The 20,617-nt window shown below is 61.7% G+C and carries 19 protein-coding genes and 2 tRNA genes; 13 read left to right on the top strand and 8 right to left on the bottom strand.

The annotated features are described in order from the left end of the window. Window positions 1-139: 139 nt before the first annotated feature. From NKI20_RS00480 to NKI20_RS00470, 3 genes are all read right to left on the bottom strand, one after another. Window positions 140-1,024, bottom strand: a complete 885-nt coding sequence (locus NKI20_RS00480; RefSeq protein WP_352827347.1) for an AraC family transcriptional regulator — start codon at window positions 1,022-1,024, stop codon at window positions 140-142. Between the two features lie 154 nt (window positions 1,025-1,178). Further along, a complete protein-coding gene (locus NKI20_RS00475) occupies window positions 1,179-1,352 on the bottom strand; it encodes a hypothetical protein (protein WP_352605304.1) in 174 nt (57 codons plus the stop codon). Next, entirely contained in the window at window positions 1,349-2,599 is a 1,251-nt protein-coding gene (locus tag NKI20_RS00470; RefSeq protein ID WP_352827345.1) for a cytochrome P450, read from the bottom strand. Before NKI20_RS00470 ends, NKI20_RS00475 begins: the two co-directional genes overlap by 4 nt. A gap of 104 nt (window positions 2,600-2,703) precedes the next feature. Here NKI20_RS00470 and NKI20_RS00465 point away from each other — a divergent pair, with 104 nt between their 5' ends. From NKI20_RS00465 to NKI20_RS00445, 5 genes are all read left to right on the top strand, one after another. After that, on the top strand, window positions 2,704-3,807 hold the full coding sequence (locus tag NKI20_RS00465) for an NAD(P)/FAD-dependent oxidoreductase (RefSeq protein WP_352827344.1): 1,104 nt from the start codon (window positions 2,704-2,706) through the stop codon (window positions 3,805-3,807). Window positions 3,808-4,088: 281 nt separating this feature from the next. After that, window positions 4,089-4,718 (top strand): ATP-dependent Clp endopeptidase proteolytic subunit ClpP, encoded by a 630-nt coding sequence (gene clpP, locus NKI20_RS00460; protein ID WP_352827343.1) that lies wholly within the window; start codon window positions 4,089-4,091, stop codon window positions 4,716-4,718. A gap of 296 nt (window positions 4,719-5,014) precedes the next feature. Continuing rightward, window positions 5,015-6,289, top strand: a complete 1,275-nt coding sequence (gene clpX, locus NKI20_RS00455; RefSeq protein WP_023759839.1) for an ATP-dependent Clp protease ATP-binding subunit ClpX — start codon at window positions 5,015-5,017, stop codon at window positions 6,287-6,289. 306 nt (window positions 6,290-6,595) lie between these two features. Continuing rightward, the gene (gene lon, locus NKI20_RS00450; RefSeq protein ID WP_352827340.1) at window positions 6,596-9,007 is read left to right on the top strand and encodes an endopeptidase La; all 2,412 of its coding nucleotides are present in this window, start codon (window positions 6,596-6,598) and stop codon (window positions 9,005-9,007) included. A gap of 298 nt (window positions 9,008-9,305) precedes the next feature. After that, entirely contained in the window at window positions 9,306-9,578 is a 273-nt protein-coding gene (locus tag NKI20_RS00445; protein WP_352827339.1) for an HU family DNA-binding protein, read from the top strand. 88 nt (window positions 9,579-9,666) lie between these two features. On the opposite strand, the gene NKI20_RS00440 is transcribed toward NKI20_RS00445, so the two are convergent. Next, a complete protein-coding gene (locus tag NKI20_RS00440; RefSeq protein WP_352827338.1) occupies window positions 9,667-10,689 on the bottom strand; it encodes an aldo/keto reductase in 1,023 nt (340 codons plus the stop codon). Between the two features lie 175 nt (window positions 10,690-10,864). On the opposite strand from NKI20_RS00440, the gene NKI20_RS00435 reads away from it, so the two are divergent. The 3 genes from NKI20_RS00435 to NKI20_RS00425 all read left to right on the top strand — a co-directional run bounded on the left by NKI20_RS00435 (window position 10,865) and on the right by NKI20_RS00425 (window position 12,650). Next, window positions 10,865-11,431, top strand: coding sequence for an SIS domain-containing protein (locus tag NKI20_RS00435; protein ID WP_352827337.1), 567 nt, complete (start codon window positions 10,865-10,867; stop codon window positions 11,429-11,431). 3 nt (window positions 11,432-11,434) lie between these two features. Next, window positions 11,435-12,178 (top strand): creatininase family protein, encoded by a 744-nt coding sequence (locus tag NKI20_RS00430; RefSeq protein ID WP_352827335.1) that lies wholly within the window; start codon window positions 11,435-11,437, stop codon window positions 12,176-12,178. Between the two features lie 130 nt (window positions 12,179-12,308). Then, window positions 12,309-12,650, top strand: coding sequence for a hypothetical protein (locus NKI20_RS00425; protein WP_352827334.1), 342 nt, complete (start codon window positions 12,309-12,311; stop codon window positions 12,648-12,650). 94 nt (window positions 12,651-12,744) lie between these two features. Here the strand turns inward: NKI20_RS00425 and NKI20_RS00420 are convergent, their stop codons facing one another. The 3 genes from NKI20_RS00420 to NKI20_RS00410 all read right to left on the bottom strand — a co-directional run bounded on the left by NKI20_RS00420 (window position 12,745) and on the right by NKI20_RS00410 (window position 16,591). Beyond that, complete coding sequence (locus tag NKI20_RS00420) at window positions 12,745-13,662, bottom strand: carbohydrate ABC transporter permease (RefSeq protein WP_023759834.1); 918 nt, start codon at window positions 13,660-13,662, stop codon at window positions 12,745-12,747. 45 nt (window positions 13,663-13,707) lie between these two features. Continuing rightward, on the bottom strand, window positions 13,708-14,829 hold the full coding sequence (locus NKI20_RS00415) for a carbohydrate ABC transporter permease (protein WP_352726527.1): 1,122 nt from the start codon (window positions 14,827-14,829) through the stop codon (window positions 13,708-13,710). Window positions 14,830-14,914: 85 nt separating this feature from the next. After that, the gene (locus NKI20_RS00410; protein ID WP_352827332.1) at window positions 14,915-16,591 is read right to left on the bottom strand and encodes an ABC transporter substrate-binding protein; all 1,677 of its coding nucleotides are present in this window, start codon (window positions 16,589-16,591) and stop codon (window positions 14,915-14,917) included. Window positions 16,592-16,876: 285 nt separating this feature from the next. Between NKI20_RS00410 and NKI20_RS00405 the strand changes: the two genes are divergently transcribed. From NKI20_RS00405 to NKI20_RS00390, 4 genes are all read left to right on the top strand, one after another. After that, window positions 16,877-17,935 carry an ABC transporter ATP-binding protein gene (locus NKI20_RS00405; protein ID WP_352827329.1) on the top strand — a complete coding sequence of 353 codons (1,059 nt, stop codon included), beginning with the start codon at window positions 16,877-16,879 and terminating at the stop codon, window positions 17,933-17,935. A 27-nt stretch (window positions 17,936-17,962) separates the two neighbouring features. Further along, window positions 17,963-18,415, top strand: coding sequence for an RbsD/FucU family protein (locus NKI20_RS00400; protein WP_352726529.1), 453 nt, complete (start codon window positions 17,963-17,965; stop codon window positions 18,413-18,415). 4 nt (window positions 18,416-18,419) lie between these two features. Continuing rightward, window positions 18,420-19,349 (top strand): ribokinase, encoded by a 930-nt coding sequence (gene rbsK / locus NKI20_RS00395; RefSeq protein WP_352827327.1) that lies wholly within the window; start codon window positions 18,420-18,422, stop codon window positions 19,347-19,349. A gap of 391 nt (window positions 19,350-19,740) precedes the next feature. After that, on the top strand, window positions 19,741-20,058 hold the full coding sequence (locus NKI20_RS00390; protein ID WP_352827324.1) for a hypothetical protein: 318 nt from the start codon (window positions 19,741-19,743) through the stop codon (window positions 20,056-20,058). A gap of 125 nt (window positions 20,059-20,183) precedes the next feature. Here the strand turns inward: NKI20_RS00390 and NKI20_RS00385 are convergent. After that, window positions 20,184-20,260: transfer RNA gene (locus NKI20_RS00385), tRNA-Asp, on the bottom strand. Between the two features lie 216 nt (window positions 20,261-20,476). Here NKI20_RS00385 and NKI20_RS00380 point away from each other — a divergent pair. Next, window positions 20,477-20,552, top strand: a tRNA-Val gene (locus NKI20_RS00380). Window positions 20,553-20,617: the final 65 nt, after the last annotated feature.

The following is a 20,617-nucleotide window of genomic DNA, read 5'->3' as shown; positions in this document are numbered from 1 at the left end:
TCCGCGCGGCGGTACAGCAGACATTGGCGGCCTGCCGACCGCGCGGGCCGTGAACTCATCAATGCGGCATGACGGGAGCGACGGACAGCAACCTGTCCGCTTCTCGCGAGCGGAAGGGACAAGCCGCTGTCCTGCCAAGTTATTTCAAAGGCAGAAAGAGTTCAACGACCACTTCGCGTAGCGGCCCCTCCGGGAAATGGGACAGATGCCGTTGGCAATAGATCGGAAAGTCGCGTGCTTCCTCGCCGCTCGCCGGAAGCCATTCCCGATAAAGGTAAAGTGCTGCGGGTTCGAGATTGTTGGTATTGCCGGGGTAGCGCAGCACCGCGCAGCGCCCGCCGGGGATCACGCCAGCCTTCATCTGCGCGTCATTCGCCTCGATCGGCTGGTCGGTCCCGGCACAAATGTCCATGCTATAGTCAGCCGGGACCGCGGGCTCCCTTTCGGAACGGAAGACGTTGAAGGTCGGGCTTGTATCGGGCGACAAGCCCGCGGCCTTCCGCCAGGCGATGAACCGCTGGATGGTGTCCTGGAGCGTCGCCCGGTCTCCACGGTGCTCCATGATCGCCACCGGCGTCGGGGGCACATCGCGGATCGTCACGTCGTCGTGTTCAAAGATTATCTGCATGAGCGTGTTCCTTGCTTTTTCGAGGGGCCCGAAGGCCATGAGCCACGGCCCCCAGTCCGGAGACTTCCGGAACGACGAGGGCGATTGTCCGAACCGTTGCCGAAAGGCGCGGGCGAAGGCATCCGGCGCGTCGTAGCCGGCATCCATGGCTATGTCGGTGACGCTTTGGGCGTCACTCTCGGCAAGCCTGTACGAAGCACGCTTCATGCGGGCGAGCTGGACATAGCGATGCACGGACACCCCGAAGGTGGACGTGAACTGCCGGTGGAAATGGTATTTCGAGAACGCCGCGACACCGCTCAACGCCTCCAGGCTCAGATCGTCATCCAGATGCTGGTCTATATGGTCCAGCACTCGCTGCATTCGGGCCTGGTAGTTTTCAAGTGCGGCCTTCAACGTCTCTTCCTCCGTGACGACACCAGTTAGGCCTTTCGGGATATATCGCGCTCGACCGATCTTGCGATTTGGCATGGATCAACAGGGGCCTGCCAGCAACGGCTTTCAGGCTCCCCCGCGAGGATCGAGCCAAGCTTGCACTGCCTGGGTATGACTATTTCACTGGAAACTGGCTGAGGCAGGCCGCATCGGAGATCTCGTCGCAATAATACTGCGCCAGGAGATCGAGCCCTTCCTGGCCGATGCCCTGGGCCAGCATTTCGCGGGCAAGGCAGCCGCACAGGGCGCCATGGTTGAAATAGGCCGGCGGCCAACCCGCGATCGTCAAAAGCCGACGGCGAGCGTTTCCAGCCCATAGAAGTGGTAAGTGTCGCGGAAGCTTGGGCTTTCGGCAAGATGGAGCTTTGGGTGGCGTTCGAACAGGGTTTTCAGGGACACCTGCAATTCGAGCCGGGCCAGCGGCGCACCGATGCAGAAATGAATGCCGGCGCCGAAGGACACGTTCTTCTGGTCCGAACGGCCGGGCCGGAAGGCTTGCGGTTCGGCAAAGGCGCGCGGGTCATGATTGGCCATGCCCAGCAGCAGCCCGATCGTCTGGCCCGGCTGCACGACGATGCCGGGGGCAACTTCGATCTCCTGGTAGGCGTAGCGCGTGAACATGTGCAGCGGCGCGTCGAAGCGCAGGCATTCCTCGACCGTGGCCGCGGTCGCTTCGGGTGAACCGAAGAAGCGGCTGACATCGCCGCCTTGCGCCAGGATCGAGCGGATGGCATTGCCGGTCTGGTGCACCGTCGCTTCGTGACCGGCATTAAGCAGCAGGATCGCCGAGGACACCATTTCGTCCTCCGACAGTTTTTGGCCGTCCTCCTGCGCCGAGATCAGCAGCGACAGCAGGTCGTCGCCGGGGTTCTTGCGCCGCTCGTTGACGCAACCGCGCAGGAAATCGGCGAATTCGCCCGCCGCGCGGTTGGCCGTCTCCTCGGTTTCGCGCGTGCGGCCATGCATGTACATGGCAACCATTCGGTGCGACCAGTCGAGCAGTTGCGGCCCCATCTCGACCGGCACCCCGAGCATTTCAGCAATGATGGTGATCGGCAGCGGCGCCGCGAAGGCCGGCAACAAGTCGACGGTCTTGCCCGGTTGGAAACGGTCGATCAACTCGTTGGCGAGCGCTTCGACTCGCGGCCGCAGCCGTTCGACCTGCCGCGAGACGAAGGCGCGGTTGACCAGTGTTCTGAGCCGCGTGTGCACCGGCGGCTCCAGTTCCAGCATCGAATTGGCTTCGATGCCGTCGAATGCCCTGAGATGGCTGCGGTCCTCGCCGATGCCGCGGCTGTCTGGAATGCCGGCCGGGTTCTGGCGGCCGAAGCGCCGGTCGCGCAGCAGCCGGTTGACGTCGTCGAAGCCACCAAAGCACCAGAAGCCGAATTCCTCCCAGAAGAATGCATTCGATGCGCCGTGCAGAAAGGCATAGGCCTCGTACGGGTTCTGAAAAAAGGCCGGCTCGTGCGGGTCAAGCCGCAGGCGGCGAGTGGCTGGATCAAAGGCCAGGGAGGGCGGCGCCAATTTGCTCATGCCAGACCAATAGCGCGGCTTGCCAGCCTGTTTCCAGACCGTATGTTGGCGCCCGCAACCCAATGCGTTGAGCCAGCCGATACCGCTGCGGAAAGTCTGATTTGATGAATGTGATCGTTGTCGGCGCGGGTATTGCCGGTCTCTCCACCGCGTGGTCGCTGGTCAAGGCCGGCCACAGCGTGTCGATCGTCGAGCAGGGACCGATCCCCAATCCGCTGGCCGCGTCGGGCGACCATCATCGCATCATCCGCCGCGCCTACCGCGCCGGAACCGGCTACGGCCGGCTGATCACCGAAGCCTATCAGGCCTGGGACGATTTGTGGGCCGATCTCGGCGAAAGCCATCTCGATGCGCGCGGATTTGTCTGCATTTCGCGCGAGCCGGGCGACGAGGCCGAGGAATACCGCGAGGGCCTCGAAGAGGGCAATTTTCCTTTCGAATTGCTGGAGCCGGACGCGGCGGTGAAACGCTGGCCGTTTCTCGAGCCAGGCACGTTCCGCTATGCCTATTATTCGCCGGAAGGCGGCGCGCTCCACTGCCGCAAGATAGCTTCCGGCCTTGCCGCCTGGCTGCGTGCCAACGGCGCCAATGTGTACGAGCACAGCAAAGTGACGGCAATCGATGCCGAAGCCGGCCGCCTCGTGCTCGAAAGCGGCGACACGATGCAGGCCGACCGCATCATCGTCACGGCAGGAGCGTGGGTGTTGAAACTATTCCCGGAGCTGGACGGCGAACTGAAGACCTATCGAACCGCGCTCGCCTATGTCGAACCGCCGGCCGACTTGAGAGCGGCCTGGCAGGTTTCACCGGTTGTCCTCGATATCGGCGGCGCGGTCGACGGCTATGTGATCCCGCCCTCCGGCGGCGCCGGTATGAAATTCGGTTCCGGGCTGCACAGGGTGCCGACCAGCGATGCCGATTGGAACCGTCAGCCGGTGGCGGGCGAAGGCGAGGCGATCCGTAACCTGTTCTCGCCGCCGATCGCCCGGATCGAGGAATACAGGGTGACCAAGGTCGTCACCTGCGCCTACACCTTCACATCAGACGAGAAGTTCTTCGCCCATGAGCGAGGAAAATGCCTGATCGTTTCGGCCTGCTCCGGCCATGGCTACAAGTTCGGCGCGGCGGTTGGCCGGCGCGTTGCCGCCGCCGTCGGCAATCGCGATGTCGCCGGCCTGAAGCGCTGGCTGCGGGCGGAGGTGGCCTGAACGCCGCCGGCGGCCAACCTAGTCCTGGCAATGCCTCGGACGCGGTCAAGAAACAGCTACCCTGCGGTAATGGCGGTACGGCTATAGGCTCGCAGGAGCACCTGTCCCTGCGAATCCTTGGTCAGGAAGCTTGATTCGACTTACCCAGATGGCTAGGAGGGGTCGGCCTTGCACAAGGATGAGCCGGCATCCTATTTACGGAATACCGATCCAGAACCGATTCTGCCCGATCTGCCAGCACTGCCGGCGCCGGAATCCCACCGCGAGATAAGAGATATCTGATGAAAAACCCCGTCGAAACCTACATGAACCTCGTTCCGATGGTGGTCGAACAGACCAATCGCGGCGAGCGGGCCTATGACATTTTCTCGCGTCTCCTCAAGGAGCGCATCATTTTCATCACCGGTCCGGTCGAGGACGGCATGGCGACGCTGGTCTGCGCGCAGCTGCTGTTCCTCGAAGCCGAGAATCCGAAGAAGGAAATCAATCTCTACATCAACTCGCCCGGCGGCGTCGTCACCTCGGGCATGGCGATCTACGACACAATGCAGTTCATCAAGCCGGCCGTGTCGACGCTCTGCATCGGCCAGGCGGCCTCGATGGGCTCGCTGCTCCTGACCGCCGGCCACAAGGACATGCGCTTTGCCACGCCGAACGCCCGCATCATGGTTCACCAGCCTTCCGGTGGTTTCCAGGGCCAGGCGTCCGACATCGAACGCCATGCGCAGGACATCATCAAGCTGAAGCGCCGCCTCAATGAGGTCTATGTCAAGCACACCGGCAAAAGCTACGAAGAGATTGAAAGGACGCTCGACCGCGACCATTTCATGACCGCCGACGAGGCCAGGGACTTCGGTCTCATCGACAAGGTCATTTCGTCGCGCGAGGCGGCAGAAGTCGCTCTGGTATAAGGGCTTATTGGCAGCTGGATGGCGCCATCACGCGCTTTTGGCGTGTCTTGCGGCATTTCGGCCACAATTGGCTGTTCCCTCGGGGGACAGGATTGCCTACGTTAAGCCTATGTTGAGTTTCGGCGGCTTAGCTTTATGCGGGGTTGTCGCGAATCATTGCCACGTTTTCTGATTTGTGTTTCGTAGGGAAGCGTTGCGGGAGCCGGGACACACTGGCGGCGGCGGATTCCCGCGATAGATAGAGAATGCGCCCTTTCAGCCAGACCATCGGCGGGCGGCCATGAAAGGACATGAAAATGAGCAAGGTCGGCAACAACAGCGGCGATTCCAAGAACACGCTTTACTGCTCGTTTTGCGGCAAAAGCCAGCACGAAGTGCGCAAGCTGATCGCCGGTCCGACGGTCTTCATCTGCGACGAGTGCGTCGAGCTTTGCATGGATATCATCCGGGAGGAGAACAAGACCTCGATGGTGAAGTCGCGCGAAGGCGTGCCGACACCGCAGGAGATCCTCAAGGTTCTCGATGACTATGTCATCGGCCAGCCCTACGCCAAGCGCGTGCTGTCGGTGGCGGTCCACAACCACTACAAGCGCCTCGCGCATGCCGGCAAGAACAACGATGTCGAACTGGCGAAGTCCAACATCCTGCTGATCGGCCCGACCGGTTGCGGCAAGACGCTGCTTGCGCAGACGCTCGCCCGCATCATCGACGTGCCCTTCACCATGGCTGATGCGACGACGCTGACCGAAGCCGGTTATGTCGGCGAGGACGTCGAAAACATCATCCTCAAGCTGTTGCAGTCGGCCGACTACAATGTCGAGCGGGCCCAGCGCGGCATCGTCTACATCGACGAAATCGACAAGATTTCGCGCAAGTCGGACAACCCTTCGATCACCCGCGACGTGTCGGGCGAGGGCGTGCAGCAGGCGCTGTTGAAGATCATGGAAGGCACCGTCGCCTCCGTGCCGCCGCAGGGCGGCAGGAAGCATCCGCAGCAGGAGTTCCTGCAGGTTGACACCGCCAACATCCTGTTCATCTGCGGCGGCGCCTTCGCCGGGCTGGACAAGATCATCTCGGATCGCGGCCGCAAGACGTCGATCGGCTTCGGTGCCATTGTCGCCTCGCCCGAGGATCGCCGCACCGGCGATGTCTTCCGCCTGGTCGAGCCCGAGGATTTGCTGAAATTCGGTCTCATCCCCGAGTTTGTCGGCCGTCTGCCGGTCCTGGCGACGCTGGAAGATCTCGACGAGCCGGCGCTGATCCAGATCCTGACCGAGCCGAAGAACGCGCTGGTCAAGCAGTATCAGCGGCTGTTCGAGATGGAGAATGTCGACCTGACCTTCCACGAGAACGCGCTGTCGGCGATCGCCAAGCGCGCCATCGAGCGCAAGACCGGCGCGCGCGGCCTGCGTTCGATCATGGAAGCGATCCTGCTCGACACGATGTTCGAACTCCCGGCGCTCGAGGGCGTGCGCGAGGTGGTAATTTCGGAGGAGGTGGTGACCGGCAGCGCCCGGCCGCTCTATATCTACTCCGAGCAGAAGGAAAAGAAGGGCAATGTCAGCGCCTGACATGAGCCCGCAGCGAAGTTCTGAAACGGCGCCGCAAGGCGCCGTTTTGCTGTCGCGCAGGTTTTTTGCAGGACGTTCGGTGTGGTCGTCGCAAATGTGTCACTTGCAGGCACGCTGGAGCTACGGATTTGGACTCGCCCCTTGATCTTTGGGGATCGTGCATCCAACTAAATGGAGAAGGCCGAGGTGCCCGATTTCTGTGCTGTAAAAATCCCGTCACAAACGATGGTAGGCGGAACGATCCCCGGTCGTTAATATAAGATTCGCGGTTGGCTGATTGGCGACCGCGACATGAAAGGTTGGACAATGGCCAAAATATCCAAGGCACCCAGCGACGGCGTCTTCGCAGTCCTCCCACTGCGCGACATCGTGGTATTCCCGCATATGATCGTTCCGCTCTTCGTCGGGCGTGAGAAGTCGATCAAGGCGCTGGAAGAGGTGATGGGTCAGGAAAAACAGATCCTGCTTGCCACCCAGATGAATGCCGCAGACGACGATCCCGAGCCCGATGCCATCTTCGACATCGGCACGCTCGCCAATGTGCTGCAATTGCTGAAGCTGCCCGACGGCACCGTCAAGGTTCTGGTCGAAGGCGCCTCGCGCGCGAAAATCGTTTCGTTCACCGACCGTCCCGACTTCCATGAGGCCCGCGCCTCGGCACTGGTCGAGCCGGAGGAGGAAGAGGTCGAGGTCGAGGCGCTGGCTCGTTCCGTCGTCACCGACTTCGAAAACTACGTCAAGCTGAACAAGAAGATCTCGCCCGAAGTGGTGGGTGCCGCCAGCCAGATCGACGACTATTCCAAGCTCGCCGACACGGTCGCTTCGCATCTCGCCATCAAGATCCCTGAAAAGCAGGAAATGCTGGCCACGCTCTCGGTGAAGGAGCGTCTGGAAAAGGCGATGGGCTTCATGGAGGCCGAAATCTCGGTCCTGCAGGTGGAGAAGCGCATCCGCTCGCGCGTCAAGCGCCAGATGGAGAAGACGCAGCGCGAATACTACCTCAACGAGCAGATGAAGGCGATTCAGAAGGAACTCGGCGAGGGCGAGGACGGCCGCGACGAAGCCGCCGAGATCGAGGCTCGCATCAAGAAAACCAAGCTCTCCAAGGAGGCCCGCGAAAAGGCGGAAGCCGAGTTGAAGAAGCTCAGGACGATGTCGCCCATGTCGGCCGAATCGACGGTCGTGCGCAATTATCTCGACTGGATCCTGTCGATCCCGTGGGGCAAGAACTCCAAGGTCAAGCAGGATCTGGCTTTCGCGCAGAACGTGCTCGACACCGACCATTTCGGCCTCGACAAGGTCAAGGACCGCATCGTCGAGTACCTTGCCGTGCAAAGCCGTCAGAAGAAGCTGAAGGGGCCGATCCTGTGCCTCGTCGGCCCTCCCGGCGTCGGCAAGACCTCGCTCGGCAAGTCTATCGCCAAGGCGACCGGTCGCGAATTCATCCGCATGGCGCTAGGCGGCGTGCGTGACGAGGCCGAGATCCGTGGCCACCGCCGCACCTACATCGGCTCGATGCCCGGCAAGGTCATCCAGTCGATGAAGAAGGCGAAGAAGTCCAACCCGCTCTTCCTGCTCGACGAGATCGACAAGATGGGCCAGGACTTCCGTGGCGATCCGTCATCGGCTCTGCTCGAGGTCCTCGATCCCGAACAGAACTCGACGTTCATGGACCATTACCTCGAGGTCGAATACGACCTGTCGAGCGTGATGTTCGTGACGACGGCGAACACGCTGAACATCCCTGCGCCCTTGATGGACCGCATGGAGATCATCCGTATCGCCGGCTATACCGAGGACGAGAAGATCGAGATCGCCAAGCGGCACCTGATGCCGAAGGTGGTGCGCGACCATGCCCTGCAGCCGAAGGAGTTCTCCGTCGGCGAGGACGCGATCCGCGCCATCATCCAGACCTACACCCGTGAAGCGGGCGTCAGAAGCCTGGAGCGCGAGCTGATGAAGCTCGGCCGCAAGGCGGTGACCGAGATCCTGAAGACGAAGAAGAAGACGGTGGACATCACGGCGGCGAACCTCGCCGACTACCTCGGTGTTCCGCGCTTCCGCTTCGGCCAGGTCGAGGCTGACGATCAGGTCGGTGTCGTTACCGGGCTCGCCTGGACGGAAGTCGGCGGCGAGTTGCTGACGATCGAAGGCGTCATGATGCCCGGCAAAGGCCGCATGACGGTGACCGGCAATCTGCGCGACGTGATGAAGGAATCGATATCGGCGGCGGCTTCCTATGTCCGCTCCCGTGCCATCGATTTCGGCGTCGAGCCGCCGCTGTTCGACAAGCGCGACATCCACGTGCACGTTCCGGAAGGTGCGACGCCCAAGGACGGACCGTCGGCCGGCGTGGCGATGGCGACCGCAATCGTCTCCGTTCTGACCGGCATTCCGGTCAAGGCGGATGTGGCGATGACCGGCGAGATCACGCTGCGCGGCAGGGTTCTGCCGATCGGCGGCCTGAAGGAGAAGCTGCTTGCCGCATTGCGCGGCGGCATCAAGAAGGTGCTGATCCCGGAAGACAACGCCAAGGATCTGGCGGACATTCCGGACAACGTGAAGAACGGCATGGAGATCATTCCGGTCGCACGGGTCGGTGAAGTGTTGCGCCACGCGCTGGTGCGTATGCCGGAGGCGATCGAATGGATCGAGCCGGTGAATCCTCCGGCCGCGACCGACACCACGGACGATGCCGGGAAGACGCTTGCGCACTAGAGCGGTGCGCGTCCGCTTGGACGAGCAAAGGACGCTCTAGGACTTGGACTTGCGCATGGCCCTTTCCGAAAACCGGCTGCGTTTTTCGGAGCCATGCGTTGGTTTTCGCCAAGGTTGCAATGCACAAACAGAGAGCCGGGCTTCGCGCCCGGCTTTTTCATGTGAAAAACCCCGGAATTCCGGGCTTTTTCCGCTTTTTTCACGGCTTTGCGACTTGGTTGCGGCAACGCTTCTTTCTAAAGTCCGTTTCCTGCCGGATGAGTCGTAAGTTCCGGTGTTCTCATGGAAGGGAATTTTTATGAACAAGAACGAACTGGTGTCCGCTGTCGCCGACGCCGCGAGCATTTCGAAAGGTGACGCGCAGTCGGCGGTCGATGCCGTATTTTCCGTGATCAGCGGCGAACTGAAGAAGGGCGGCGATGTCCGGCTTGTCGGCTTTGGCAATTTCACCGTGTCAAAGCGTGCGGCGTCGACCGGCCGCAATCCTCAGACCGGCGCCGAAGTGAAGATCCCGGCACGCACCGTGCCGAAGTTCTCGGCCGGCAAAGCCCTCAAGGACGCAGTCAACTAAGCGCCTTTTTTCTTTTCAGAGACCAGAAAAGCCGGGCTTGCCCGGCTTTTCATTTTTGTGCCCGACGCCGATGCGCATGGCGACTGGGTTATGCGGTCGGCGCCTCGGTGCGCATGAGGCCTTCCTTCTTGAGATCGGCCCAAAGCGCTGCGGGCAGTTTTGCATCGAGCAGCGAACGGTTGCTCTCGACTTCGCTCGGCCGCTGGCCACCGGGGATCACCGAGACGACCGAGGGGTGCAGCAGCGGGAATTGCAGCGCGGCCTCGATCAGGCGCACGCCGTGGCGCTTGCAGACGCTTTCGATGGCGGCGACCCGGTCGAGGATGTCCTTCGGCGCTTCGGAATAGTTGTAGTACGCGCCGGGCTTCGGTCCCGTCGCCAGGATGCCGGAGTTGTAGGGCCCGCCCAGAACGATGCCGATGCCGCGCGCCTGGCAAAGCGGCAGGAAGGATGTCAGCGCCTCCTGTTCCAGCAGCGTGTAGCGCCCGGCAAGCAGGAACAGGTCGAAATCGCCGCGCTCGGCCAGCGTCTGCGCAACCTGCCACTCATTGATGCCTCCGCCGAATGCCTTGATCACGCCCTGGTCGCGCAGCGAGAGCAAACCGTAATAGCCGGAGCGCATGAATTCTTCGATGCGCCGGTCGGACGCTTCCTTGCTGCCATGGGTGAAGATGTCGACATCGTGTACGAAGAGGATGTCGATACGGTCGACGCCGAGGCGCTCCAGCGAGGCTTCGAACGAGCGCATGACGCCGTCATAGCTGTAGTCGTACACCTCGCGGCGCGAAGGCGTGTCGAAGAACTTGCCGATGCCGGTGCGCTCTTCCGGAGGGCAGACGCGCATGATGCGGCCGACCTTGCTCGACAGCACATAGTCGTCGCGCTTCTTGCCGCGCAGGAAAGGGTTGAGCCGCGTTTCCGACAGTCCAAGCCCGTAGAGCGGCGCAGTGTCGTAGTAGCGGCAGCCAGTCGCCCAGGCGGCCTCCAGCGTGGCGTTGGCATCCTCGTCCGAGACGGCACGGTAGAGATTGCCAAGCGGCGCCGTGCCGAAGCCGAGTTCGGTGAAGCTGATGCCGCCATTGCCGATGCGGTCGAAATGCCGTGTCTTCATATCCTGCCGTTTGCCTCACTTGATTTGTCTGCATGACATTATCATGCCTGTGATCAGGCAAAAGCGCCGCGCAGCGTTGGACACGCATTTTCGCGATTGCTAGCATGAACGAAATCAAGCTGTTCGTGGCAGCAAGAGCGCAACTCCCAGGATGATTTTCAATGGCAGGTTTGCCGTGACCGACAAGAGCAAAGGCCTGTTCGGGACCGCGCTTGACGAACTCGGCAGCGTGCTGGCGCGCGTCGATGAGCGCCGGATCGATGCTGCCTGCAAGATGCTGGCCGGCGCCAGGCAGATCGTCGTCTATGGCTGTGGCCGCGAGGCCTTGCAGGTCAAGGGTTTTGCCATGCGGCTCTACCATTTGGGTCTCCCGGTCGCCGTCGTCGGCGACATGACCACGCCGCCCTTGGGATCAGGCGATGTCTTCCTGGTCAGTTCCGGACCCGGAGAAACCTCGACCGTGCTAACCCTCATGCAGGTCGCGCACGATGCAGGCGCGACCAACCTGCTGCTGACGGCCCAGGACGATGGCAGCGCGGCAAAGCGCGCCGATTTCACGCTGCTCATGCCCGCGCAGACCATGGCCAGCGACCAGGGAGCGCGGAAGACGTCGGTGCTGCCGATGGGTTCGGTCTTTGAAGGCGCATTGTTCCTGCTGTTAGAGGTGATGGTGCTGAAGCTCAAGGACTTGATCGGCGCGTCGCCGGACGCCATGCGCGCCCGCCACACCAACATGGAATAGATCATGCGCTACGAACTGATGCTGCCTCACCAGATCCGCAGGGCGATCGCCGAGAACTGGCCGCTCGCCCTGCCGCTCGGCGTGCTCGAATACCATGGCGAGCACATGGCGGTCGGCATGGACACGCTGGCCGTCATCAAGACGCTGGAGCTGTTCGAAAAGGAGAGGGACGTCGTCATCCTGCCACCCTTCTACTACGGTGCTGCGAGCTACGCTGTGGCGCCGCCGGAGGGCAGCGGCTCGGTGCAGGTCGGCGGCAATGCGCTGGCACCGTTCGGCGAGGAGCTGTTCTACAGCCTGCTGCGCATCGGCTTTCGCAACATCCACGCCATCATCCACCACCAGACCGAGAATTTCACCGCCGGCATGCCGACCGATCTGGCGTTCAAGACCGCCGGCCGCCAGGCGATCTTCCGCTTTCTCGAGAAGGAACGCGGCGAAGGCTGGTGGGGCTCCGAGGCGATGGCCGACTACTATGCCGAGCACGCCGAAGGCGCCAATTTCTTCAACTGGGTGCAGGTGCATCCACTGATGCCGGTGCCTATGAACGGCAAGTACCCGTTCGACCATGCCGGCATTGGCGAGACCTCGCTGATGCTGGCGCTATGTCCTGAAACGGTGGATGCCAGCCATTACGCCGACAATACCGGCTGGTACACGGCGAGCGCCAAGGATGCTTCGGCGGAGTTGGGACGAAAGGGTGTCGCCATGATCCTCGACCACCTGCGCGCCACGCTTTCAAGCTAGCGGGCTCCTTTCGAACGGGACTATCAGGAGACCGCTTCTTATATATTAGCAATCGGTAATGGTATACTATCGCTCCGGCAATGCCTTTAGGCCCTGGAGCCGCTCGGTGCACGAGGTCGGAAAACGACGTATGGCAAGCTTGGCAGGCGTGATCGTCACGGCTGCAGCAGTTCAGAATGTTTCTGTGTTTGCGCACAATGCCGATAGCGGCTGGACTTATCCGCCAGCCTGCTGTCACGGCAATCCAACGACAGGAGAGTGCGGCAGGATTCCCAGCATGACCGTAACACCGCAGGCCGACGGCTATGTGATCATTCTGCGGCCAGGTGACCATCAGAAAGTCACCCACCAGAACCGATACTTCGTTCCCTACGACAGTGTCATTCCGTCAGGAGACGACAACTTCCACATCTGCCTGCATCCGACAGAGGAGCACGAAAATTGCTTCTTTGCGCCGTCGGAGGCGATGTAGGCGCAAACAAACTCGGGGCATGCTCGCCCCACGCCTATCAACACTGTACTCGGCGATCAACAGCCGATCAGGGCGCTGGCCGGCATCGCCATGCCTACTTCACCGCTCCCGCGGTCATGCCCATGATCAGATAGCGCTCAAGCGCAATGCCTATGACCGCAAGCGGGGCGATGGCCGCCGTGGCAAGCGCTGCCATCGACCACCAGTTGATGCCTTGCGAGCCGGTCTGGCTCGCCACCATGACGGGGATGGTCTTGGCATCGGTCGATGTCAAAAGGGCCGCGAAGAAATATTCATTCCAGCACAAAACCATTGCCAGGATGAAGGCGGCGACCATGCCGGGCAGCGCGATCGGCATGACAATGCGGAAGAAGGCTCCCCAGATCGACAACCCGTCAACGAGCGCTGCTTCCTCGAGCTCGACCGGGATGGAGTTGAACTGGTCGCGCATGATCCAGATGACGATCGGCAGCACCATCAGCGTGTAGAGCAGGATCAGCCCGACGCGCGTGTCGAGCAGGCCGACTTCACGGTAGAGCACCAGGAAGGGCAGTGCCAGCACCACCGGAGGCAGGATCAGCTGCGACAGGAAGAAGAACGAGATGTCCTCGTTCTTGAACCAGGCGAAATGGTAGCGATAGCGGGTGAGCCCGTAGGCGGCGAGGCTGCCGATGACGATGGCCAGGCTCGATGCGCCGACCGAGGTGATCACCGAATTCATGAAGCGCTTGAGGAACTCCTCGCGCACCGTCGAGGTCTGGAAGATCGAGTCCGGCGACAGGCCGAGCGAGCGCCAGCCCTTCCAGTCCGGCTGGAAGTCGACGAAGGGGATCAGATGGCCTTGGGTGACGTCGACCGCGGTTTTGAACGAGGTCGTGATCGTCCAGTAGATCGGGAACAGGCAGACGAACGCCCAGAACGCCAGCGCCGCGTAGATGAAGAAGCGGCTGGCGAGGAAGCTCGCCGGCGAGCGGATCTCCGAGGCTACATATTCGGTGGTGAGTACGCTCATCTTGCTTCAATTCACCCGATCTTGCTTCAATTGACCCGCCCTGCTTCAATTCACATTGCGCACGAAACGGTTGGCAAATTTCAACAGCCACGTGACGAACACGATGATGATCACTAGGTAGGCCATCGCCAGCATGGTTCCGTAGCCGACATTCGAGCGGTCGCGGTATTCGCGATAGATGAAGCTCGACACGGAATCGGTGGCGCCGCCCGGGCCTCCCGATGTCACCGTGATGATGATGTCGGCAAGCTTCAGCTTGAAGATGATGCGCAGGATCACCGCCGTCACCGACACCGGCAGCATCAGCGGGAAGGTGACCTGCCAGAAGGTCTGCCACACATTGGCGCCGTCCACGCGGGCGGCTTCGAGCACCTCGCGCGACATCGCCTGCAGCCCGGCCAGCAGCATGATCATCATGAACGGAATGAACGTCCAGGCATCCAGCACCATGATTGCGATGCGCGCGATGATCGGATCGCTGAAGAAGGCTGGATTCTCCCAGCCGAGATGGCGCGCCAGCGTCGCTGCCGGTCCGAACCGGTATTCCATCAGCGATTTGCCGATCATCCACGACACCGCGACCGGCGACAACATCAAGGGTAAGAGGAAGACGACGCGGAAGAATTTTCGTGCCCGGATCTGCGCGTTAAGCAGCAGCGCCAGGCCGAAGGCAATGACATATTCGACCGCCACCGCCAGCACATAGAGCACCATGTTGAACAGCGCATTGCGGTAGTAGGGATCGCCCAGCATCTGCCAGAAATTGGCGAGCCCGTTGAACCTGCGTCCACTGAAGGAGCTGAGATTCCAGTCGGTGAGCGCGATGTAGAAACCGAACAGCGTCGGGAAGATCACCATGGCGATGGTGAACAGCAGCGCCGGCAGCAGGAACAGCGCACGCTGGCCGTCTTCGCCGCGCGTCAGCACCTGGCCGATGCCGATAGCCACGCCCCACAGCACATAGGCGTAGACGACCGGGCGCCAGGTTTCGAAGCCGACGGTGTCGGCTTCGGTCTTGTACAGGATCTCCAGCGCGATCACCGCCAGCAGACCGAGAGTTGCAGCAGCCATCAAAGCCCAGCCCAGGCGTTTGCGGCTCGGTGAAATCAGATCGTAAGGGGCGGCGTCTGCCGGCCACGCATTGGTGGGCAAAGTCTGGTTAGCCACGCGTCCCGTCCGTTCACAGAAGGCCCTTTGCCGGCCGGTCAGGTCCGGCGGCTTTGCGCCGCCGAACCACGGTTTATAAGCCAACCTACATGCCGAGCGAGGCCTTGTAGAGCTTGATCTGGTTGTCGCGGCCGATCTGATCGGTCAGCTTCTCCCAGGCCGCCGCAATGGCGTCGGCGCCTTCCTGCGCCTTCATCTTGCCGGCGAAGGTGTTGGCCAGGATGTCCTCGGCGGCGCTGTAGTATTGGAAGATGCCGGGGATGCGCGGCTCGATCGCCGCATTCGGATGGTTGTAGCTGTCGGCCTCCGACTTGAGGTAGGAGGTGATGAACGCCTCGTCGTAGCCGGCCGCCACCCATTCCGGAATGTCGAAATGGGAATTGCGGTAGGGCTGGAAGCCCGATGGATATGCGGCGCACCAGAGCGAGAGGTCCTTGCCGCCGAGATGGGCTGCCGCAGACCAGGCGGCCTTTTTCTTCTTCTCGTCACTGTCGACGCGGGCCATGACATAGACGCCCCAGCCGAGATAGGCGCAGTTCGGCGCATAGTTCGGGCCGCTGGCCAGTTTGTCCCACTTGCCAGTTTTGGAATTGTAGACATCGTCGGAGCCTGGCAGGATCGAGAAGCCTGTGACATCGCCGACGACCGACGAATCGTTAGTTTTCGCATTCGAGCCCGCGTCTCCCCACCAAGCCAGCATCGAACCGGTGCCGCCCAGGAATTGGGAGAAACAGGTCTGGTTCGGGTCGGCATTGATTTGATCTTGCGGCTCGGAAGGCAGCGCATCGATCACGTCCTGGATCGCGCGCACCCAAGCCGGGTTGTTGACGCGCGGTTTCATGGTATCCGGATCGAATAGCCACGCCTTGTCATCCGGATGCTTGGCATAGGCGGAGGCGCGGCTGCCGAGGAAATAGAAGCCGAAGCCGCCCCAGGGCTTGGGCGCGTCGAGGTAGCCGTAGACGTCCTGGCCCTTCACCTGCTTGCCCTTGAGGAACTTGGTCACTACCTGCACTTGCTGCCAGGTCTTCGGCACGCCCCATTCCGTCAGGCCTGCCTTGTCGCCGCTATCGGCTTTCCAGGCTGCTGCCAGATCAGAGTCGGAGAACACGTCGGTGCGGTAGTTGAAGTTGTGCGCGTCTCCGTCGACGGTAACGCGATACTGCTTGCCGTTCCAGGTGCCGACCGGCGGCTTCAGATAGGCCACCAGATCGTCCATATCGATCTGCTTCCTGACCCAGTCGGGCATCTCGGAAGTGAGGCCCTTGCCGCAGACATCGCCTTCGAAAGGCGCGCCCATCTCGACGATATCAAAGTCGATTGTGTTCGTGGCGATAGCCTGCTGCAGGCGCGGATTGTAGTCGGCCTGCGCCAGGTCGATCCAGTTGATCTTGGCCCCGGTATAGGCCTCCCACGGCTTCAGGAAGCCGCGGAACAGCACATTGTGCAGGTTCTGGTTGTTGAGGCCCATGAAGGAGAGCTCGACGCCGGCGAATTCGCCTTCCTTGACGTTGGCCTTGGTGGCTTCGAGGCAGAGCTCGCCGACCTTCTGGAAATCGGCATCCGTCGGCTGGCCTTTGCCGACGCCGGGGATCTGCAGGATTTTGGAGCGAAGTTCGCTTGCAGCGGAAGCCGGGCGCGTCAAGGCGCCGAGCCCTGCACCAGATGCTGCTGCGATTGCGGCCATGCTGGCCGCACCCTTCAATATGTCGCGCCTTGTGGCGCCAGCACGAACCAGTTTCTCGTAAAGACCCGTTCTCATCGCCTGTTCCTCCCAGAACTCAGTGTGAATAAACCAACCAACTGTCGGACGCTGGAGCGCCAACGATGCTCCCGGGTCGGAAACGAATTAGCAGGACCCCACCCTGCATTGATTGAAGTTCCGATTGCGGATCGGGTACCGACATTTTGACCAGCGCCTGCCACTATTCTCGCAACCAAACGCCGTGTCAACGAGAACGGGCTTACCTGTATCAGACTGACTTGCCCTGACCGGTCGCGTTGGTTAGCTTCTGCGCCTACGGCTAATGGAGCCGGCGGGGGAGATATGGCGCAAGTCGCGATCAGCAAGGTGGCCAAGGCATTCGGAGCCGTCAAGGTTCTACACGAAGTCAGCGTCGACATATCAGACGGGCAGTTCGTGGTTCTGGTGGGCCCTTCGGGTTGCGGCAAGTCCACGCTGCTCAGAATGGTGGCTGGGCTGGAAACCATCTCAGGTGGCACGATCGCTATCGGCGACCGGATCGTCAACCATCTGCCGCCGGCCAAGCGCGACATCGCCATGGTGTTCCAGAACTATGCGCTTTATCCGCACAAGACGGTCGAGCAGAACATGGCCTTTGCGCTGAAGCTGCGGAAAACCGATCCGGCCGTGGTCGCCGAACGGGTCAAGCGCGCCGCCGACATCCTCGACTTAAATCCCTATCTGAAGCGCTATCCCCGCCAGCTTTCCGGCGGCCAGCGCCAGCGCGTGGCGATGGGCCGCGCCATTGTGCGCAATCCCCAAGTGTTCCTGTTCGACGAGCCGCTCTCCAATCTCGACGCCAAGCTGCGCGTACAGATGCGCACCGAGATCAAGGAACTCCACCAGCGGCTGAAGACCACCACCATCTACGTCACCCATGACCAGATCGAGGCCATGACCATGGCCGACAAGATCGTCGTCATGCGCGACGGCCGCATCGAGCAGGTCGGCGCGCCGCTGGAACTGTTCGACCGGCCGGCGAATCTGTTTGTCGCCGGCTTCATCGGCTCGCCTTCGATGAACCTGCTCAAGGGCGTCATGCGCAAGGGTGCGAAGCCAGGTGTCGATATTGCGGGCACGCTGTTCCCGGTTGCAGCGGACAATGCCGCACAGGACGGCCAGGCCATTGTCTACGGTGTGCGGCCGGAGCATCTCGAAATCCATCCCGATGGCGTGCCGGCGAAGATTTCTGTGGTTGAGCCGACCGGCTCTGAAACTCTGGTCTTCCTGCGCTTCGGCGAAGGCGAGATGGTGGCGCTGTTTCGCGAGCGCCACGACTTCAAGCCGGGCGACACGCTCACCTTGAAGCCGCGGCTCGACCAGATCCACCTTTTCGACGCCGAGACCGGCAAGCGTCTCTGATCTCAATCGGACTTCACGAGGAATATCATGCTCAAAGGCATCAACCCGCTGCTCAATGCCGACGTGCTGCAGGCATTGCGGGCAATGGGGCATGGCGATGATCTGATCATCGCCGACACCAATTTTCCGTCCGATTCGGTGGCGCGCCAGACCGCGCTCGGCCGCCTGCTGCGCATCGATGCCTCGGCCGCCGAGGTCGCAAAGGCGGTGCTGTCGCTCTATCCGCTGGATACGTTCGTCGACGACTCCGCCGCGCGCATGGAGATTGTCGGCAAGCCGGACGAGGTTCCCGCTGTGCAGAACGAGGTACAAAAGGAAATCGACGCGGCCGAAGGCAAGTCGTGGCCGATGATAGCGGTCGAGCGCTATGCCTTCTACGAGCGCGCCAAGCAGGCCTATTGCGTCATCCAGACCGGCGAGCGCCGCTTCTATGGCTGCTTCGCCTTCCGCAAGGGCGTCGTGCCTCCGGACGCGGAGTAGCGGCATGGCTTCGGGCAAGCCTGTCGTCATATTGGGTGTGTTCGTCGCCGACACCGCCTACAGGGCGCAGCGGCAGCCGCGCATGGGCGAGACGATCCTCGGGACATCCTTCACGCTGGGTCCGGGCGGCAAGGGCTCGAACCAGGCGGTTGCAGCCGGCAAGCTTGGTGCCGACGTCACCTTCCTCACGCGCCTCGGCGTCGATCCCTTCGCCGACATGGCCAGGCAGACCTGGGCGCGGGCCGGCGTCAAGAATGCCGTCATCGATACGCCGGAAAGCTATACCGGTGCGGCCTACATCTTCGTCGAGGAGACGACCGGCAACAATGCCATCATCGTCAGCCCCGGTGCCGCCATGCTGATCTCGCCGGCCGACATCGAGGCCAATGCCGCGCTCATCCGCGGTGCCGGCGTTTTCGTCACCCAGCTCGAACAGCCGATCGAAGCAGCACTGCGGGCGCTGGAGATCGCACGTGGGGCAGGGGTGACGACGATCCTCAACCCGGCCCCGGCGGCAAAGCTTCCCGACCGCATCTATACGCTGTGTGACTATTTCACGCCCAACGAGACCGAGACGGAGGAATTGACCGGGATGAAGGTCTCGTCGGTCGACGAGGCGCGAGCCGCTGCGGACAAGCTGCTTGAAAAGGGCGTCGGCACGGTCATCGTCACACTGGGTGACAAGGGCGCGCTTTTGCACTCGAAGGGCCGCTCCGACCATGTTCCCGCCGTCAGTGCGGGACCGGTGGTCGAAACCACCGGGGCGGGCGACGCCTTCAATGGCGGCCTGGCCGCAGCACTTTCGCGAGGCGTGGAGCCGTTTCAAGCCGTGCGCTTCGCCTGCGCCGTTGCCGGAATTTCCGTGACCCGGCCAGGGACCGCTCCATCGATGCCGACGCTGCAGGAGGTCGAGGCGCTGCTGGCGAGGGGATGAGGTTAGGGCAGCGCATGGCAAGATCGAGTGCGATGGCGCGGACAGGGCGCCATGCGTCCAGGCGGGGCAAGGCTGGGGCGCGCGACCGCCAACCGATGTTCTTCACCCTCATTCCTGACAACGAAGGCCGTGATCAGGCTCGCAATCGCTGTAGCCGGGCCGTTTAGGCCAAGCCCGCTGCCTCACGGTGGCGGGCTTCTGTCAACGCGACACGGTGCCGACAACGAACGATTTCAAGGTTGGCTTCGGTGGCAGGACAGCTCCGCGGAGCGTCATTATATTAGCACTAAACGATATATTAACAGCCGTGATGCAGCCTTCCACATCACGGGGGAAAACACGTCCTCGTCGACGTTTCCGGTGGGACGGTCGACCAATGCGGAGCAAACGCATGAGTGTCGGAGCAGCTCTCGAACAATTGCTGCGGTTGATTCATCGCCGAGCCATGAAATTAGCGGCGATGCCGGAGGATGAAAGGGATCCACACTACGATCTTATTCGCCTGTCATGTTGCGCAGCCGCCGAACGCATTGGCCAAAGTCCCGACAAGGCCGCCATTACGGCAAATGATATGGTTGAATTTGTTCGCGCACTGGTCGGAATCATCGAGGTAGGCTGCGGATCAGACCAAAGGCCAGGTGACGATCGACCGGCCGCATCATCGGCACGGCATTTCGGCAGCCGGGAGAACGGCGCTGCGCGCATCTAGGGGGCGCGCGCTTCAAGCGGCAGCAGTCGTCCGCGAATTCTTCGCAGCCTGCCTACATGGTCCGATTGCCTGACAAGGCCGAAGCCTACTTAGCGCGAAAACCATTTAACTATCAGTAAGTTAAATGGCGCGAGTGACGGGGCTCGAACCCGCGACCTCCGGCGTGACAGGCCGGCACTCTAACCAACTGAGCTACACCCGCGCATGGCGAACACGTGTCAGCCGTGTTCGTCGTTGGGGCGCTGGATAAGGGGTTCGCCACCGGGTGTCAAGCGTGACGGGACAGCATAACAGCAAACAGGAGAAGGTTTTTTGACAGCCGGCCTTTTGTTGGCAAAACCGGTATCCAACCAGAGCGTTCTGCGCTCATTTGGCCTTGCGAAGCCGATCCCGACCGCTTAAAGGTCCGGCCCGGAGCGGGCGATTAGCTCAGTTGGTAGAGCGCTTCGTTTACACCGAAGATGTCGGCGGTTCGAGCCCGTCATCGCCCACCATTAACTTCTTGAATTTATTGTATATTTTTGTTGATGAGGCCTGTTTTACGAAGTGGTCTGTCGGT

Origin of the sequence: Mesorhizobium sp. M0830 (assembly GCF_040319965.1) — a bacterium.
Taxonomy (GTDB): domain Bacteria; phylum Pseudomonadota; class Alphaproteobacteria; order Rhizobiales; family Rhizobiaceae; genus Mesorhizobium.
The sequence above is the reverse complement of the archived record's forward strand: the minus strand, read 5'-3'. Positions and strand labels throughout refer to the sequence as shown.